Genomic DNA, 17,302 nt, shown 5'->3' with positions numbered 1-17,302 from the left:
GCGGTCGCGTGATTCCCGGGCTGCCGCCGCCCACAGGGTAGTTGCACCCTGCCGTGGAGGACGAAATTCGTTCAATTACCAAACGGGGCCGACGAGTTCATCCATGGATTCTGAAGGGATCGGGTCGCAACTCTTGCTTGTCCCCGGAGACCTTTATGGCCCGGTCAGCAGCTTGGCGCGCATACATCCGGGAAAGGTTCCTCGGACCTTGTCGACCGGAAGCATCGTCCTCGGATCGGAGAGGATCGCGGCCACGTACCGGGCCGTGGGCACCGTCGCCTCATAGATCGTGTTCTGGTGGTGCAAGACGTCGTGCAGGTCGCCCAGCGCCTTGGTTCTCACGCCCTGATCGGTATTCAGTAGTGCGATCAGCATCTCGGGTGCATCCGCGGCTCGTCCATAAGCGTGTTGCAGCGCAGCCCAGTTGGTTCGGGTGAGTACCCCGTGGGCACTGGTCAGGTCGGAGTCGGCCGGAAGCCTGTGGTCGTCTCTCACGTGAAGCGCCACAGCGGGGCTTCGTACTGCTCCGGACGGCTGCGGAGCAGCAGGGCTCTGAGGTCCTGGCGCTGCTTGCCGTTGAGGCCGAGGGCTTCGGTGATCCTGCGGAACGTCGTGTGGGTGTTGCCGCGGTCGCGGGCCTGGGCCTCGAACTGGTCGAGTCGGCGGAGCGTGGCTTCCGGGTCGATCTTCTGTTCCGGCCGGCTGTCGAGCCAATTGGCCTTGTTGCGCTCGTAGTCGATCTCCGAGTAGCCGCAGATCTCGCGGCTGTGCTGCTCCGCCTCGGCGAGGGTTTCGGTTGCGAGGATGGCGCGCGCGAGCTCGTTGCGGTTGAGGGCGTCGTTCAGGTCCGCTTCGTGGACGGTGGGGCCTTCGTCGGTGAGCGGGACCGGGAGGCCGGCGTCCCTGATTTCGCAGAATCCGCGTACTCCGCGGGCTGTGGCTGCCAGCATCGCGGTCACCTCGGACGGGTGCCATTCCAGGACTGAGCTGATCGGTTCGACGTGCTCGGCCGTGAGCGTCAGGGTTGCGGGGTCCATTCGGTCGGCCAGAAGCTCTGCGGGGAGTTCTCCGTCCAGGCCGGGACCGGCGACCAGGAGCCTGACCGGCGCGTTGACTTGGCAGCAAGCGGCCAGGGTGAGGGCGTCGCCGAGCGGGCTGCGCAGGGTGGGCTCGTCGCCCTTGGCGAGGATGTCGCCGCCCACGTCCAGGAGGTCGATGGACTCGGGGGCCAGGTGCTCGACGAGTTCTTCGAGCTGGCGTGTGATGCCCTCGGCGCCGTGCAGGGGGTCGATCAGGGCGAAGGTGTGGGGGAGTTCGGCTGCCAGGCGAGGGAGGGTCGAGCCTGCGGGGGCGATGGGCTTCGCGTCGGCAGGGACGGTCCAGACGCTTCGCGTGAGGGAACGCAGACCCGTGAAGTTCTCCGGTCCTCGGGGTCCCGGCACAGGGTCGATCAGGAGGCGGTCCCACGCGTACGTGAGGATCACCGCCGGACGGTCGTCACCCCCGTAGAGGGCTGCGTCGAGCATTGCGGCGGCGACTGCGTCGCCCCCTCCTCCTGCTGCCACGATCATGCGGGTCACCCTCGCAGCGTACGGGTTTCCCTGCCGGCCACTCGCCCTATGGCGGCTACGGGCATGGGCATGTGCGGCTGAGCCGGGCGCCGGAGCTCGATCCGGCGTGCTGGTGGTGCGGTCGTCGGAACCTCCGCCTCGCCCCGATGCGCTTCGATTCGGGCCGGCGCTCCAGGAGCCGAGGCGGAACTGTCCCGCCGTATCTCTGGGCTGAAGCGGACTCAGTTCCCCAGCGACGACAGGGCCGCCGCCACCCGTTCGGAAGCCTCCGGCGGGGTCGACGCGTGCGGGGAGAGCCGGAGCGAGTCGGCGCGCACTGTCGGGGTGACGCCCTCGGCGTGCAGAGCCTTCGCGACGACGGACGGATCGTGGTCCGGCATGGTGAAGGAGAGGATGCCCGCGCGGCGTGCCGGGTCGGCGGGGGAGAGGACGCGGCCGCCGTGTGCGGCGACGGCCTCGGTGAGTTCGGCGATCCGGGTGGCGATGGCGGCCTCGATCGCCGTGACGGTGTGTCGCTCCACGAGGTCCAGCGCGGCGGCGAACGCGGCGGCCGTCACCGGGCTGAGATTGGTGATCGACCATCGCCGCGCGTCCGTCGCGGGCGGGTGTTCCGCGCCGTCGAAGAGACCGACGTCCTCGACGCCCGTCCAGCCGGTGAGGACCGGTTCCAGGGACTCCAGCGCGCGGTCGGACAGTGCCGCGAAACCGGTCGCCCAGCCCGCGCGCAGCCACTTCTGACCGCCCGCCACCACCACGTCGGCCGCGTTCCAGTCCATCGCGGCCACGCCGAACGCCTGGATGGCGTCCACGATCAGCAGCCGGTCCGGTCCGATCGTCTCGCGCAGTGCCGCGAGGTCGACGCGGAATCCGGTGCGGAAGTCGACGGCGCTGACGGACAGGGCGACGACGTCGTCGGTCAGGGCGGCACGGACCAGTTCGGGGGTGACCCCGCCGCCGGTCGCCGGGTCGAGCCAGCGGGGTGTGGCCCGGCCCAGGTCGGCGGTACGGCGCCACGGATAGTGGTTGGCGGGGAAGTCGGAGCGCGGCGCGAGGACCACACCCTCCGGGATGCCGAGGGCGGCGTGGAACAGTCCGGTGGAGGCGTTGGGGAGCAGTACGGTGTGCCGGCTGTCGGTGCCCGCGAGACGCGCGGCCGTGTCCCGTGCGACCGCTTCCGCGCGCATCAGGCCGTCCACGGTGGTGTGATCTGCGCGGGCGGACTCCTCCATGGCTCGCGCGGTGGCGGCCACGGCGTCCCGTGACGGCGGGCCGAACCGTGCGAAGTCGAGATACCCGGCGGGTGTGTCGAAGTGGGCTGCGTACGACGTGAGCACGGGCTCGTTCCTCCGGGACGGTGCGGGTAGTCCGAGACGGTTCGGGACGGTTCCGGACGTGCGGACGGGCACGTCGGTCGGGTGTGACGGCGGGGCCGCCGGGTGAGCGGTGCCGCGGGGTGACGCGCCCGGATCACCGGTTCTCGCCCTCCCGGGCGCGTGTCCACCCGCTTGCACGGTACGCGTCGCGCTCCGCGCGCACCGGCTCGGGGTTGGCCCCGGGTGTCGGCCCGGGTGCCGACCGCACATAAACCGGGATGGCCGGGCACCCCCTGGGGAGTGCCCGGCCGTTCCGTTCACCGAAGCCGTTGCCGTTCACCGAAGCCATTGCGGTTCACCGAAGCCGAAGCCGAAGGTGACATCGCCGGCGTCGGCGCCGCCGGGGCTCAGTGTCCGGCGGATTCCTCGGGGCGCGCGTGGCGCGGCAGGAGGAACGCGAGCAGGAACGTCAGGGCCAGCATGCCGTCGACGATCCAGAGCAGCGTCTGCATGACGGAGCCGAAACCGCTCCGGAAGGCCGACGACGCGGTGGCCTGCAGCGCGGCGGGTATCCGGGCGCCGTCCTCGGGCGAGGTGACGGCGGACCGGGTGTCCTTCTCCAGGCGCGCGCAGGACGCAGGGGTCGCGGCGGGGTCCTTGGCCGTGGCACGGTCCGAGGTGCAGGTGCGCAGGCCGGACACGATGCGTTCCTGGGCCGCGGGTGCGACATGCGCGGCGGTCAGCTGTCCTCGCAGGTCGTCCGAGCGGTGGTCGACGGCGGTGGCGATCCCGCCGCCCAGCAGACCGAAGAACACCGTGCCGAGGATGGCCACGCCGAAGGCGCCGCCGAGCTGCTGGACCGCGGTCATCGTTCCGGACGCCGACCCCGTCTCGTGCTGTTCCACGCTGGCGAGCACGATGTCGAAGAACGGGGCCATGAGCAGGCCCATCCCGATGCCCGTGACGAGCAGCGAGGGCAGGAGCTGCCAGGGGCCGACGCCGGACCCCACCTGGTCGAGGGTCAGCCAGACGCCGAAGACACCGAGCGCCATGACCAGCGCGCCCGCCTGGAGCACGGTCCGGCCGAACCGGACCACTCCCTGGGCGATACCGAAGCCGACGATCATGCCGCCCGACCAGGGCACCATCACCAGGCCCGCCTTGAGCGGCGAGTAGCCGAGGCCGAGCTGGGTGTAGAGGTTGAAGACGAGCATGAAGCCCTGCATGGTCGAGAAGAAGACCAGCCCGAGGATCATGCCGCCGCTGAAGCCGCGCTTGCGGAAGAGGCTCGGGACGACCAGCGGGTCCAGACCGGCCCTGCTGCGCCGCGACTCGTACACGGCGAAGGCGACGAAGACGACGACGGAGGTGCCCATCATCAGGAACGTCCACACGGGCCAGTCGTACTCACGCCCCTGGACCAGCGGGAAGATGATGAGCAGCGCGGCCAGCGAGACCAGGATCATGCCGGGGATGTCGAGGCGCGGCTTGCTGTCGGACCTGCCCCTCGGCAGGTAGCGCACGGCGCCGAGGATCGCCGCGGCGCCCAGCGGCAGGTTGACGAGGAAGATCATGCGCCAGCCGGTACCGAAGTAGTCGGCGTCGACCAGCCAGCCCGCCAGGATCGGTCCGCACACCGCGGACAGGCCCATGACCGGGCCGAACATGCCGAAGGCCTTCTGCGACTCCTTCGGCGGGAACATCTCCTTGATCATGCCGAGGCCCTGCGGCAGCATCACGGCGCCGAACAGTCCCTGGACGATCCGCGCGCCGATCAGCATCCCGGGGGACACGGACACCGCGCACAGCAGCGAACCCACGGTGAAGCCGGCGGCTCCGACCAGGAACATCGTGCGGCGACCGTGAATGTCCCCGAGCCGTCCTCCGGTGACGAGCCCGACGGCCATCGAGAGGGTGTAGGCGGCGGCGAGCCACTGGAGTGTGGAGGCGCCGCCGCCGAGGTCGGCCCGCATGGAGGGACCGGCGATGTTCGTGACGACGGCGTCGAGGAGATCCATCACCTCGGCCGCGAGGATCACGAACAGCGCAGCCCAGCGCCACCGGTAGGGCGCTGGTGAGTCGATGGGCGTCTCGGCGGACGCGACACCGGTGGTGGACATCGGGAACTCCTCGCGAAGAGGCCGCGCCGGGGTACGGCCGGGGCGCGGTGGGGCGGATGGATGTGGCTGCCCGGCTTGCCGTCACGAGGGAGAAGCAGCGGACGAGACGCCGGTGAACACCGTTCACCCTAACAGAACAGTGATCATCAACAGAACACTGCTCGGCAAGAGAACGGCGTTCATTAAGATATAGCGCAACTCCGCGACGACGACAAGATATATCGCGTTGGGTGGTGGTGAACGCCGCTCTCCAGGGGAGAACGCTGCTCTCCGACGCCTAGACTGTCGTCATGAGTGACGCGGCCGCCGGCACCCCCGAATCACCCCCGCCGTCCCCCTGGGAGCGCGAGCGTCCCGTCCGAGCCCGCGTCACCCCGGTGCGCGCGCCGCTCTCGCGCGAACGCATCGTCGAGGCCGCCTTCGTCGTGCTGGACCGGTCCGGTCTCGACAAGCTGTCGATGCGTCAGGTGGCGGCCGAACTGGAGGTCGCGGTCTCCGCCCTCTACGCCTACGTCAGCTCCAAGGACGACCTCCTGGAGCTGATGTACACCCGGCTCTTCGACGGCTTCACGATGCCCGAACCCGACCCGGAGCGGTGGCGGGAGCAGGTGCGGGACTACGCCCGCGTCGGGCGGCAGCGTCTGTTGTCCCATCGCGACATGGCCAGGATCTCCATGGCCCATGTCCCCTTCACCGCCGAACTGCTGCCGCACGTCGAGGCGTTGCTCGCCGTCTTCCGCACCGCCGGACTGCCCGACCGCATCGCGGCGGAGGCCGGTGACCTCATCTCCACCTACATCGACGGGTTCGTCCTGGAGGAGGGCATGTGGCAGGACCGGGCCGCCCGGCACGGCGGTGACGGTTCCTCCCTGGCCCGCCCCGACTGGCGTGAGATGGCCGACGAGATGCAGAACTACTTCGCGTCCCTGCCTGCGGCGGACTTCCCCCATCTGCGTGCCCTGGCCGGGGTGATGGTGACGGACTCCTCCGACGAGCGGTTCGACATCGGTCTGGAGATCATCCTGCGTGGTCTGGCGAGCTATCTCCCGGAGCGGAAGGACTGAGCCCGGGGCGGGCCGTCGTGGATCCGTCCCGCCCCTCTCGGCTCAGTTGTTCCAGCTCTCGTCGTACGGATCGCGCGGCGTCGGGACCGGCCTCGCCGAGCTGACGTCGAGGTACGGGATGAGCCCGCCGTTGACCGGGTCCTTCGTGCGCTTGGGCGTGTAGCGGCCGGTGACTTCGAGCCAGGTGTCGGGCCGCAGGACGGGCGGAATCTGTCCGGACAGGCCGATCTTGACCGGCTGGGCGTCGGCGGCACAGCAGTTGAGGGCCATGCGGACGAGATAGGGAGCGCCGGCGCTGTCGAGCGCGACGAAACCGGTGATCTTGACCTGCCGGCCGTCGAGGGAGCGGCCGTGGCCGTACGCCGCCCTGCTCGCGTAGTCGACCAGTCCGAGGGGGACCGGGTCACCGGCGGGCAGCTTGGCGTAGCCGAAGGGGGCCTGGAGTGCCGTACCGGTGCGCATCGCGCTGTAGGAGCCGAGGGCGGGCGGGGCGACCAGGATGAGCGCGAGCAGCGGGAGGACGAGGAGCCATGAGATCCGCGGTTCCCGATGCGTGTGTCCGTGCCCGTGCTCGGTGTCCTGCCCCTGTCCGTGCCCGTGCTCGGCGTCTTCGTGCCCGTGCCCGTGCATGTCCTCGGCGTCGTGTCCGTCGCCGGACCGGTCGGCGGAGGCCTTCCGGTGTTCGCGTACCTCGTACCAGACCGTGGCGAGGGCCGTGACGATGAGCACCACACCGGCCGCGAGCAGCAGGGGCCGCAACCCGGCCTTGACGTACCGCAGATAGAGATCCGTGACGCTCGCGTGCAGCACCGCCGCGCCGAGGAGGAAGAGTACGGCCGCCTGGGCCTGCCGGTTCACAGGAGCACCGCCCCGATCAGTACGGACATGAGGATCGCCAGGGCGAAGGTGGTGGGCGCGAACCGTGCCGCGAAGCCGCGGCCGAACGTGCCGACCTGCATGGCGAAGAGCTTCAGGTCGATCATCGGGCCGACGACGAGGAACGCCAGCCGGGCGGTGAGCGAGAACTGGGTCAGCGAGGCGACGACGAAGGCGTCGGCCTCGGAGCAGATCGACAGGAGCACGGCCAGGACCGCCAGGGCCAGGACGGACACCACCGGATTCCCGGCCGCGGCGTGCAGCCAGCTCGCCGGTACGACGGACTTGAGCGTCGCGGCGGCCATCGCGCCCAGCACGAGGAACCCGCCCGCGTGCATGACGTCGTGCCGCACCGAGCCCCAGAACGCGGCCCCCTTGCCGAGGCCGTCGTGCGCGGGGCGGGCCGGTGGGCGCAGCCAGTCGCTGCGGCCGAGACGCTGCCACAGCCAGCCCATCGAACAGGCCACGAGGAGACTGGCCACGAAGCGGGCGAGAACCATCTCGGGGTTGCGGGGGAAGGCGACGGCCGTCGCGGTCAGCACGATCGGGTTGATCGCCGGGGCGGACAGCAGGAACGCCAGGGCCGCGGCCGGGGTGACCCCGCGGCGCACCAGCGCCCCCGCGACCGGTACGGAGGCGCACTCGCAGCCGGGCAGGACCGCCCCGGCCATCCCTGCGACCGGCACCGCGAGCGCCGGCCGCTTCGGCAGCGCTCGGGCGAAGAACGACGGCGGGACGAACACCGCGATGACCGCGGACAGCAGGACGCCGAGGACGAGGAAGGGCAGGGCCTGGACCACCACCGCGACGAACACGGTCATCCAGCTCTGCATCACCGGTGCGGACAGCGCTCCGCGGATCGGCCCCTGCGACGCGACGACCAGCAGCAGGAGCATGGTCAGGGCGAGCGGGGAGTCGAGGTGCCAGCCCTGCCGGCCCTGGTCGTCCGCGTCCTGGCGCCGGACCGGCGGCGGGGCTTCCTTGGTGACGGTCATGCTCGATGTACCTCCGGTCGGGGAAGGGCGCGGCCGAGGATGCCCTCCCGCCCTGAATACGCCGGTCAGGCCACAGCTTCTCACCGCGTGACGAGGGGATTGCCCGCGCCCGGGGGTTTCTTGACCTTCACCGGACCGGGGGCGCCGGTGCGCACCGTGTGTCGAGGTCGTGTCACATCTCTTTACGTGGCTGTCATGGACCTGTAGCTTCCGGGCCGCAAGCCCTTTCAGGAACTTGCCGGTTCTTCTTGCAAGGCAACTCCCCTTCCCCGCACCCGCATTGGAGCCGCACCATGCGCCGCAGACGTCAACGACCACCGCTGAGAGTGCTCATGGCGCTCCTGGCGGTGACCGGACTGTTCGGACTCACCCCGCCGGACACGGGGGCCGTCCCCATGGAGAGCACGGCCGCCACCTCCACGACGGCGACCGTCTTCTACTACACGAAGACCAAGAACTGGCCCGCCACCTACCTGCACTACGCCCCGGACGGCGGTTCCTGGACCACGGTGCCGGGAGTGCAGATGGAGGCGGCCTGCACGGACTGGGTGAAGAAGACCGTCGACCTCGGCTCGGCCGCCGGGCTCCAGGCCACCTTCAACAACGGAAGCGGCACCTGGGACAACAACGGCGGCAGCAACTACGCGCTGGGCACCGGCACGATCACCGTCAAGGACGGTGTCATCGCCCACAGTGACCCGTGCGCCGACACCGGTACGGGCAGCGGCAACCAGGCCACCGTGTACTACTCGACCGCCACCTCCGGCTGGACCACGGCCAACATCCACTACGCGCCCACCGGCGGCACCTGGACGACGGCCCCCGGCGTCGGCATGGAGACCGCCTGCACCGGCTGGTGGAAGAAGACCCTCGACATCGGTACGGCGACCTCGCTCAAGGCGGCCTTCAACAACGGCAACGGCGTCTGGGACAACAACAACGGCACCGACTACGCGATCCCGGCCGGCACCACGACGGTGAAGGACCGGACCGTCACCGCCGGCGCCAAGGACCCGTGCGCCGCCGAAGAGCCCGACACCGAGGCACCGACCGCGCCCACGAAGGTCACGGCGACCGCCACCAACACCTCGGTGGTCGTGAGCTGGGACCCGGCGACCGACGACACCGCCGTGACGAAGTATCAACTCACGCGCACGGGTGGCACCAAGGGAAGCGTCGTCACCGACGTCGGCTCGACGGTGTACTCCGACACGGGACTTGAGGAGAAGACCCAGTACACCTACACGGTGAAGGCCGTCGACGCGGCCGGGAACACCTCGCCCGCCTCCGCCGCGGCCACCGTCACGACCGGGGAGAAGGCCCCCGCACCGGCCTCGGGGACGCCTCTTGGAACCGACCCGCGCAAGGACCCGATCTACTTCGTCCTCACCGCCCGCTTCTACGACGGCGACAGCTCCAACAACCGCGGCGGCAGCCAGGACGTCAAGTCGGGCAACGCGGCCAACAACGACCCCATGTTCCGCGGCGACTTCAAGGGTCTCGTCGGCAAACTCGACTACATCAAGGCGCTCGGGTTCTCGGCCGTCTGGATCACCCCGGTCGTCCTCAATCGCTCCGACTACGACTACCACGGCTATCACGGCTACGACTTCTACAAGGTCGACCCGCGCCTGGAGTCGGCCGGCGCCTCCTACCAGGACCTGATCAACGCGGCGCACGCCAAGGGCATGAAGATCTACCAGGACGTCGTCTACAACCACAGCTCCCGCTGGGGCGCCAAAGGCCTGTTCACCCCGACGGTGTACGGCGTGCGGGACACGCAGTGGAGCTGGTACTACGACGAGAAGAACGAGGGCTTCGAGTACGACGGCCTCACCGTCGAGCCCAAGTCCGGGAAGTCGTACTACAACGGCGACCTGTGGTCGACCGCCGAACCCTCCGGCAACACCTGCCTCAACTGGGGCAAGCCCACCGGAGGCAAGAGCGCCGAGGGCTACACCGTATACAACTGCCAGTGGCCCAGCCCCACTTCGGGCATGTTCCCGAAGGCGTACTACCACCAGTGCTGGATCGGCAACTGGGAGGGCGAGGACTCCCGTTCGTGCTGGCTGCACGAGGACCTCGCCGACTTCAACACCGAGAACGCCACCGTCCAGAACTACTTGATCGGCGCGTACGACAAGTACATCGACATGGGCGTCGACGGATTCCGCGTCGACACGGCCGTCCACATCCCGCGCGTCACCTGGAACCGCCGCTTCCTGCCGGCCATCTACGACCGGGTCACCCAGCGGTTCGGCACGGAGGCGGCGAAGAACTTCTTCGTCTTCGGTGAGGTCGGCGCCTTCGTCAACGACAAGTGGAACCGCGGCTCGGTGAACCACTCGGCGCAGTTCTTCACCTGGAAGGAACGCAAGGAGTACAGCGCGGACGACGTGACGGCGGCGATCGAGCAGTACAACTACGAGGAGCAGCTCGGCACCGGCAGCCAGCCGACCTCGGCCAACGCCTTCCTGAGCGGAAACAGCTACCACACCCCGGACCGCAGCCAGTTCTCCGGGATGAACATCATCGACATGCGCATGCACATGAACTTCGGTGACGCGCAGAACGCCTACAGCAACGGCAAGGACTCCGACGACTCCGTCAACGACGCCACGTACAACGTCGTCTACGTCGACAGTCACGACTACGGCCCGAACAAGTCGAGCACCCGCTACAGCGGCGGCACCGACGCCTGGGCCGAGAACATGTCCCTGATGTGGACCTTCCGCGGCATCCCCACGCTGTACTACGGATCGGAGATCGAGTTCCAGGCGGGCAAGCAGATCGACTGCGGGCCGACCTGCCCGCTGGCGACCACCGGGCGCGCCTACTACGGCGACCATCTCGCGGGGAGCGTCACGGCCTCCGATTTCGGCAAGGCCGACTCCGCGAGCGGTGAGGTCGCGACGACCCTCGCACAGCCGCTGGTCAAGCACCTCCAGCGGCTCAACCAGATCCGCCGGGCGATCCCGGCCCTGCAGTCGGGGCAGTACTCGACGGACGGCATCAGCGGCTCGATGGCCTTCAAGCGCCGCTACACCAGCGGGTCCACCGACAGCTTCGCCCTCGTCACGGTCACCGGCGACGCGACGTTCACCGGCATCCCGAACGGCACCTACACGGACGCCGTCACCGGCGCGGTGAAAACCGTCACCGGCGGCACCCTGTCGGTGGCCGCGCCGGGGAAGGGAAACCTGCGGGTCTACGTGCTGAACGGCCCCGGAAAGATCGGAACGGACGGGCCCTACCTCAAGTAGCCCGCGACCGTCGGACCCGTACGGAAGCGGCGGTCACCGTGGTCCCGCCCGGGCTCCCCACGCCCGGGCGGGACACCGCAGCCGGCGGGGCCCAGGATGAATGGCGTGCGGAGCGCTGGGTACGTGACCGTCGACATGCCCGGGAGCCAGACCGGCCCGGGTGGCCGCCCGCCCGCCACGAACCGGGGATCTGCCATGGACACGCCCTTGAACAACAACCACCCCACCGCACGCGCGGCGACGCCCGCACAGGAGGCGCTGGACACCCTCGCCGTGGACACCGACGACACCGCCGCGCTGGACACCCTCGCCGGCAGCGACGTCCTGGTGCCCGTGCCGGACGACGCCTCGGACGAGGACATCGCCGACCCCCACGCCGTGGCACTGCCCGTCCTGGACGACCCGGAAGGCGGACAGGTGGTTCCGGTGTTCACCTCGGAGCAGGAGCTGGCCGAGCTCCTGCCCTCCGTCTCCCGCTACCGTCTCGTGCCCCTGGCCGCGCTCGCCTCCCAGTGGCCCTCGGCCGATCTGGACCTCGTCATCGACGCGGCCTCACCGCACGGCCTCACGCTCACCTCCGAGGGAGTGCGCACGCTGCTGGCGCGGTAGCGGCGAAGCCCGGGGCGGGTGGATCAGCCGTTCAGCATGCGGTCGAGCGCGGACCGCTGAAGGGGGAGCACCTCGGCGTGCAGCTCGCGGCCCTTTCGGGTGAGCGCGACCCACACTCCGCGACGGTCCTCCTGGCACATGGTGCGTTCCACCAGGCCGTCCTTCTCCAGCCGGCCGATGAGACGGGACAGCGCGCTCTGGCTCAGATGGACCCGGTCCGCGATGTTCTGCACCCGGCAATGTTCGCCGGGCTCCGTGACCGTCTCCGATACGAGGATGTCCAGGACCTCGAAATCACTGGCTCCCAGGCCGTGCGGATGCAGCACGCGGTCGATCTCGCACATCGTGCGGGCGTGCACCGAGAGGATGTCCCGCCACTGGTCCTCCAGCCGGGAACCTGGCGTTTTCGTTGCCATAACTGAACGGTAACAGAGATCGGGCCACTAGTTGAGTGTGCAATTAGTGTGCCTGCATCCAGTCGCCTACGAGACCCCTGACGCCCGTACCGCCTCCGGCATCCGCGCCGCCCGTACCACCCGCGACACCTCCGGCATCCGCGCCGCCCGCCCCCGCCCGTGCCCCCTGTCAGGTGGTGGGGTCCTCGATGAGCCCGTACTGGTTGCCTTCCGCGTCCTTCACCGACGCGACCAGCCGGCCGTTGCCCACGTCCTGGACCTCCTGGAGCGTCTCGGCGCCCGCTTCGAGCAGGGCCGCCAGGGTCGTCTTGATGTCGTCGACGTGCCAGAAGGGGACCGGGCCGGTCAGGCCCTTGGAGTGGCCGTTCGGGTCGAGGCCGACATCCTGGCCTGCGTCCTTGAAACCGACGTAGTACGGCTCGTCCACATAGGGCTCCACCCCGAGCAGCAGGGTGAACAGGGCTTTCGCCTTCGCGATGTCCTTGACGGGGTAGATGATGGTCTTGACTCCGGCGGTCATCTCGACTCCTGTGCGCTGCATGGCGGCCGTGGCGGCCGGCTGTGGTGCCGTCGGCGATCCGGCGGCCCTTTCACGCTAAGCCGGGGCAGGCGGGTACGGCTTCTCGAATCCTGACCGGTGCGGCGCTCAGGTGGACTCGCGGCGCACCAGCTCCGTCGGCAGGATCACCGCCGCCGGATCCTCGCCGCCGATCTGGGCGAGGAGGACCCGGACCATCTCGGAGCTGATGCGGTCCCAGGGCTGGCGGATGGTGGTGAGGGCCGGGGTCGCGGCCGTCGCGGCGGGGGAGTCGTCGAAGCCGCCGACCGCGACGTCCTCCGGGACCCGGCGGCCCGCCTTGCGGAGCGCGGTCAGCACGCCCTGGGCCATCAGGTCCGACGCGACGAACACGGCGTCCATGTCCGGTGCGCGGTCCAGGAGCTGTTCGGCGCCCGCCTCGCCGCTGGCGCGGCTGTAGTCGCCGGAGGCGATGAGACGGTCGTCGGCCTCGACGCCCGCCTCGGCGAGCACCTCCCGGTAGCCCGCCAGACGCTCGACACCGCCGGGGGTGTCCAGCGGGCCGGTGACCATGCCGATCCGGCGCCGTCCGAGGGAGAGCAGGTGCGTGACCATGTCCCGGGCGCCGTCGCGGTCGTCGGCGGCCACGTAACTCACCTTGGAACCGAGGCCGATGGGCTTGCCGCAGGCGACGAGCGGCACGCCCGCCTCGCGCAGCTCCTCGGCGACCGGATCGCCGGAGTGACTGGAGACCAGCAGCACCCCGTCGACATGGCCGGCCGTGATGTACCGCGTGATGCGCCGCCGCTCGTCCTTGGTGCCGGCGAGCATCAGCAGGAGCGGCACGTCGTGCGCGGCGAGTGCCTGGGTGCAGCCGCGCAGCAGGACGTTGAAGTTCGGGTCCTCGAAGAACCGCTCCTGCGGCTCGGTCAGCAGAAAGCCGACCGAGTCGGACCGTCCGGTGATCAGTGAGCGGGCGTGCCGGTTCACGACGTAGCCCGTTCTGCGAATGGCGGCGTTGACCGCCTCTGCCGCCGAGGGGCTGACGTAGTGCCCGCCGTTGAGCACACGCGAGACGGTGCCCCGCGAGACACCCGCCTCACGCGCGACGTCGTGGATCGTCGGCGGCTTGCGCCGGCCCCCCGTGTTGCTCATGGTCACGACTTTACGGCTCCTGACAGCAGGTCGAGGCTCCAGAAGCGTTGGATGACCAGGAACAGCGCGACCAGCGGGATGATCGCCAGCAGGGCGCCGGTGATGACCAGGGTGTACAGGGCCGGGGTGTTGGAGCCCTGTTCCAGGAGCGTGAACAGGCCGAGGGTGATCGGGAACTTCTCGTCGTCGCTGAGCATGATGTAGGGGAGCAGGAAGTTGTTCCACACGGCGACGAACTGGAACAGGAACACCGTCACCAGGCCGGGCACCATCATCGGCAGCGCGACCCGGGTGAAGATCCGCCACTCGCCCGCGCCGTCCATCCGGCCGGCCTCGACCACGTCACCGGGGACGGCCGCGGCGGCGTAGATCCGGGCGAGGTAGACGCCGTACGGGGAGAGGACGAGGGGCAGGAGCACGGACGCGTAGGAGTCCGTCAGGTCCGCCTTGGCGAGGAGCAGGTACTGCGGGATCGCGAGGATCACCGGCGGCATCAGCACGCCCGCCAGGAGGACGCTGAAGATGGTCTCGCGGCCCCGGAAGCGGTAGATCGCCAGCGCGTAGCCGCTGACCGCCGAGACGGCCGTCGACAGCAGGGCGCCGAGCCCGGCGTAGAGGGCGGAGTTGCCCATCCACTTCCAGTAGATGCCGTCGCGGTAGGCGTTGAGGTCCGTGACGTTCTGGGTGAAGCCGGTGCCCGGCAGGAACGTGAACGTCGAGAACAGCTCGCGGCCCGACTTGGTGGCCGCGATCACCACCCAGGCGACGGGCAGCAGACAGTAGAGCGCGCCGAGCAGCAGGGTGAGGGTCGGGACCAGGGCGATCCGGCCGCGCAGGGGCGGCCCTTGGGCGGTGCCGGGGGTGGTGCCCGCGGCCGGAGCGGCCTTGCGGACGGCAAGAGAACTCATCGTGCTTCCTCCTGCTTGGTACGGGAGTTCGCGGCGCGCAGGAAACCGAAGGACAGCACCAGCGTGACCGCGGCGATGATGACTGCCTCGGCGGCGGCCGCGTAGATGTCACCGGTGTTGAACGCGTCCCGGTAGACCTTCATCAGCGGACTCCAGGTCGTGGAGACGGAGTTGGTGAGGGGTTTGAGGGTGGTCGGCTCGCTGAACACCTGGAGCGTGGCGATGATCGAGAAGAAGAAGGTGAGCACCAGGGAGGGCGCCACCATCGGGATCTTGATCCGCAGGGCGGTCTGCAGCGGGGTGGCGCCGTCCAGCTTCGCCGCCTCGCGCACCTCGGCCGGGATGGCCTGGAGCGAGGTGTAGATGACGATCATGTTGAAGCCGGTGCCGCCCCAGACCGCGATGTTCGACAGCGCGAGGAACAGCGGGCCGCCGTCCAGCAGGTTCGGCTGCGGCAGTCCCAGCTTGTCGAGGACGAAGTAGAAGGGGCTGACATCCGGGAGGTAGAGGAACCCCCACAGCAGGGCGGCCACGACGCCCGGGATGGCGTACGGCAGGAAGATCGCGAGCCGGGTGAAGGGGGCCAGGCGTACCTTCTCCGCGTCGAGCATCAGCGCGAAGAGCAGCGCGAGGCCGAGCATCACCGGCACCACGATGGCGCCGTAGCCGGCCACGCGCAGCGCGCCGTCGACGAGTTCGCTGTCGGTCAGTGCGTCGGTGTAGTTCCCGATGCCGGCCCAGACTTCTTTGCGGGCACCGGCGCCCAGGCCGAGGCCCTTGACCTGGACCTTGTGCAGGCTCAGCCAGATGGCGTAGCCGATGGGCAGCGCGAAGAAGAGGACGAAGAGGATCGTCGCGGGGAGGAGGAAACCGTACGGGGCCCCCTTGACCCCGTACGGCTTCCGGCGTGCGGTCGTCACTGAGCGACTCCGAAGCCCTGCTTCTTGAGGTCGGCGACGGTGGCGTCCTGCATGGTCTTCAGGGCGGCACCGAAGTCCGACTTGTTCTTGGCGGCGGCGCCGAAGGCGTCGTTGAAGGTCGTGTAGGCGACGTTCACGTTCGGGCCCCACGCGGACGGGGCGGTCGTCTTCGCGATCTCCGAGGCCTTGGTGTAGAAGTCCGGCTGGTTGGAGAAGAAGGCCGGGGGCTGCGCGAACGCGTCACCGCTCTGGGCGCTGGTGGACGCCGGGTAGATGCCGCTCTCCTTGGCCAGCGCGGCCACCGCCTGCGGGTCGGTGTTCAGCCAGGCGGCGAACTTCGCGGCCGCCGCCTTGTGCGGGGAGTCGGTGGTGACGGCCGTCGAGGAGCCGCCCCAGCTGCCGGTGACGTTCTCGCCGGCCGACCACTGCGGCAGCGGGGCCATCGCCCACTTGCCCGTGGTCTGCGGGGCCGCCGTGGTCAGGGTGCCGGGCGCCCACACCGCGCTGACCCAGGCGATCTGCTTGCCGGTGTTCAGCGCCTTGTTCCAGGCCGGCTGGTACATCGGCTGGTTGTCGATCGCGCCCTCCTTGACGAGACCGCCCCAGAAGTCGGCGACCTTCTGGGTGGCCGCGTCGTCGATGCCGACCTTCCACTTGTCGCCGGAGGTGGTCCACCACTTGGCGCCGGCCTGCTGGGCCAGACCGGCGAACAGACCGGAGTCGTTGGCGGAGAAGGTGGTGAGCGCCTTGTCCGGCGCCTTATTCTTCAGCGCGCGGGCGGTCTCGGCGAACTGTTCCCAGGTGGTCGGAACGGTCAGGCCGTACTTCTTGAACAGGTCCGCGCGGTAGTAGAACATCATCGGGCCGATGTCCTGCGGGATCGCGTAGACCGCGTCCGTCCCCAGCGTCGTCTGCTGCCAGACGCCGTCGGCGAACTTGGTCTTCGCCTCTTTGGACTCGGCGGCTATGTCGGCGAGCGCGTCATTGCTGACCAGCGTCGGCAGCGCCTGGTACTCGGCCTGGACCAGGTCCGGTGCCTTCTTCGCCTTGTGCGCGGTGAGGATCTTGGTGACGAGCGTGTCGCCGGACGCCTGCTTCTTCACCGTGACGGTGATCTGCTGCTTCTTCCCCGGCCCCTTGTTCCAGAGGTCGACGACCTTGTCCATGCCCGGCGCCCAGGTCCAGAACGTCAGTGTCGCGGGTCCGGACTGGGATTCGCTCTTGTCGTCGTCGGACGAGCCGCAGGCGACGAGTGAGGTGGCGCCGAGGACGACGGCGATGGTGCTGGCCACGAGGCGGTTGTGCTTCGTGTTGGGCATGGAACGTTCTCCCCTGACCTGGGCCTCCGCCTGCTGCGGAGGCCTGCCCTGTTCTTGCGCGATTCGCTTGCGGGGGTGCGCCGGCCGGTACCGGTGACCGCGAGCGCACGCCGGGCCCTGGGGCCTTCACGCGCTCGCCTGCCGACACCTGAGCGTCCCTTCGGCTCACTCGCGGTGCTTCTGTGAGCGTTCACAGTAGAGAAACATCCCGGACACTTGTCAATGGTTGTTGCTGTGCGGTTATGTTGGACTCACG

15 protein-coding genes are annotated in these 17,302 nt (G+C 69.5%); 3 read left to right on the top strand and 12 right to left on the bottom strand.

Going from position 1 to position 17,302, the window contains the following annotated elements; genetic code table 11:
- Positions 1 to 153 precede the first annotated feature (153 nt).
- From OG410_RS05970 to OG410_RS05955, 4 genes are all read right to left on the bottom strand, one after another.
- Complete coding sequence (locus tag OG410_RS05970) at positions 154 to 495, bottom strand: hypothetical protein (protein ID WP_329298156.1); 342 nt, start codon at positions 493 to 495, stop codon at positions 154 to 156.
- Complete coding sequence (locus OG410_RS05965; RefSeq protein WP_329304034.1) at positions 492 to 1,571, bottom strand: DUF1152 domain-containing protein; 1,080 nt, start codon at positions 1,569 to 1,571, stop codon at positions 492 to 494. Before OG410_RS05965 ends, OG410_RS05970 begins: the two co-directional genes overlap by 4 nt.
- Positions 1,572 to 1,792: 221 nt before the next feature.
- Positions 1,793 to 2,905: an aminotransferase class V-fold PLP-dependent enzyme gene (locus OG410_RS05960; protein WP_329298155.1), complete on the bottom strand. Its 1,113-nt coding sequence runs from the start codon at positions 2,903 to 2,905 to the stop codon at positions 1,793 to 1,795.
- A gap of 386 nt (positions 2,906 to 3,291) precedes the next feature.
- On the bottom strand, positions 3,292 to 5,004 hold the full coding sequence (locus tag OG410_RS05955) for an MFS transporter (RefSeq protein ID WP_329298154.1): 1,713 nt from the start codon (positions 5,002 to 5,004) through the stop codon (positions 3,292 to 3,294).
- A 290-nt stretch (positions 5,005 to 5,294) separates the two neighbouring features.
- Here OG410_RS05955 and OG410_RS05950 point away from each other — a divergent pair, with 290 nt between their 5' ends.
- The gene (locus tag OG410_RS05950) at positions 5,295 to 6,068 is read left to right on the top strand and encodes a TetR/AcrR family transcriptional regulator (protein WP_329298153.1); all 774 of its coding nucleotides are present in this window, start codon (positions 5,295 to 5,297) and stop codon (positions 6,066 to 6,068) included.
- Between the two features lie 42 nt (positions 6,069 to 6,110).
- On the opposite strand, the gene OG410_RS05945 is transcribed toward OG410_RS05950, so the two are convergent.
- Positions 6,111 to 6,926, bottom strand: coding sequence for a TIGR03943 family putative permease subunit (locus OG410_RS05945; RefSeq protein ID WP_329298152.1), 816 nt, complete (start codon positions 6,924 to 6,926; stop codon positions 6,111 to 6,113).
- Positions 6,923 to 7,939, bottom strand: a complete 1,017-nt coding sequence (locus OG410_RS05940; protein ID WP_329298151.1) for a permease — start codon at positions 7,937 to 7,939, stop codon at positions 6,923 to 6,925. Before OG410_RS05940 ends, OG410_RS05945 begins: the two co-directional genes overlap by 4 nt.
- A gap of 293 nt (positions 7,940 to 8,232) precedes the next feature.
- Here OG410_RS05940 and OG410_RS05935 point away from each other — a divergent pair, with 293 nt between their 5' ends.
- Together OG410_RS05935 and OG410_RS05930 are read left to right on the top strand one after the other, a co-directional pair.
- Positions 8,233 to 11,202, top strand: a complete 2,970-nt coding sequence (locus OG410_RS05935) for a carbohydrate binding domain-containing protein (protein WP_443063718.1) — start codon at positions 8,233 to 8,235, stop codon at positions 11,200 to 11,202.
- Positions 11,203 to 11,397: 195 nt separating this feature from the next.
- Complete coding sequence (locus OG410_RS05930; RefSeq protein WP_329298150.1) at positions 11,398 to 11,811, top strand: SseB family protein; 414 nt, start codon at positions 11,398 to 11,400, stop codon at positions 11,809 to 11,811.
- Between the two features lie 23 nt (positions 11,812 to 11,834).
- On the opposite strand, the gene OG410_RS05925 is transcribed toward OG410_RS05930, so the two are convergent.
- The 6 genes from OG410_RS05925 to OG410_RS05900 all read right to left on the bottom strand — a co-directional run bounded on the left by OG410_RS05925 (position 11,835) and on the right by OG410_RS05900 (position 17,046).
- A complete protein-coding gene (locus OG410_RS05925; RefSeq protein WP_329298149.1) occupies positions 11,835 to 12,227 on the bottom strand; it encodes a MarR family winged helix-turn-helix transcriptional regulator in 393 nt (130 codons plus the stop codon).
- 169 nt (positions 12,228 to 12,396) lie between these two features.
- On the bottom strand, positions 12,397 to 12,747 hold the full coding sequence (locus OG410_RS05920) for a VOC family protein (protein WP_329298148.1): 351 nt from the start codon (positions 12,745 to 12,747) through the stop codon (positions 12,397 to 12,399).
- A gap of 126 nt (positions 12,748 to 12,873) precedes the next feature.
- Positions 12,874 to 13,905 (bottom strand): LacI family DNA-binding transcriptional regulator, encoded by a 1,032-nt coding sequence (locus OG410_RS05915; RefSeq protein WP_328665059.1) that lies wholly within the window; start codon positions 13,903 to 13,905, stop codon positions 12,874 to 12,876.
- Positions 13,902 to 14,807, bottom strand: coding sequence for a carbohydrate ABC transporter permease (locus OG410_RS05910; protein ID WP_328455573.1), 906 nt, complete (start codon positions 14,805 to 14,807; stop codon positions 13,902 to 13,904). The genes OG410_RS05915 and OG410_RS05910 overlap by 4 nt, the downstream gene beginning before the upstream one ends.
- The gene (locus tag OG410_RS05905; protein ID WP_329298147.1) at positions 14,804 to 15,727 is read right to left on the bottom strand and encodes a carbohydrate ABC transporter permease; all 924 of its coding nucleotides are present in this window, start codon (positions 15,725 to 15,727) and stop codon (positions 14,804 to 14,806) included. Before OG410_RS05905 ends, OG410_RS05910 begins: the two co-directional genes overlap by 4 nt.
- Entirely contained in the window at positions 15,724 to 17,046 is a 1,323-nt protein-coding gene (locus tag OG410_RS05900; protein ID WP_329298146.1) for an extracellular solute-binding protein, read from the bottom strand. Before OG410_RS05900 ends, OG410_RS05905 begins: the two co-directional genes overlap by 4 nt.
- Positions 17,047 to 17,302: the final 256 nt, after the last annotated feature.

Origin of the sequence: Streptomyces sp. NBC_00659, from assembly GCF_036226925.1 — a bacterium.
Lineage (GTDB): Bacteria > Actinomycetota > Actinomycetes > Streptomycetales > Streptomycetaceae > Streptomyces.
The sequence above is the reverse complement of the archived record's forward strand: the minus strand, read 5'-3'. Positions and strand labels throughout refer to the sequence as shown.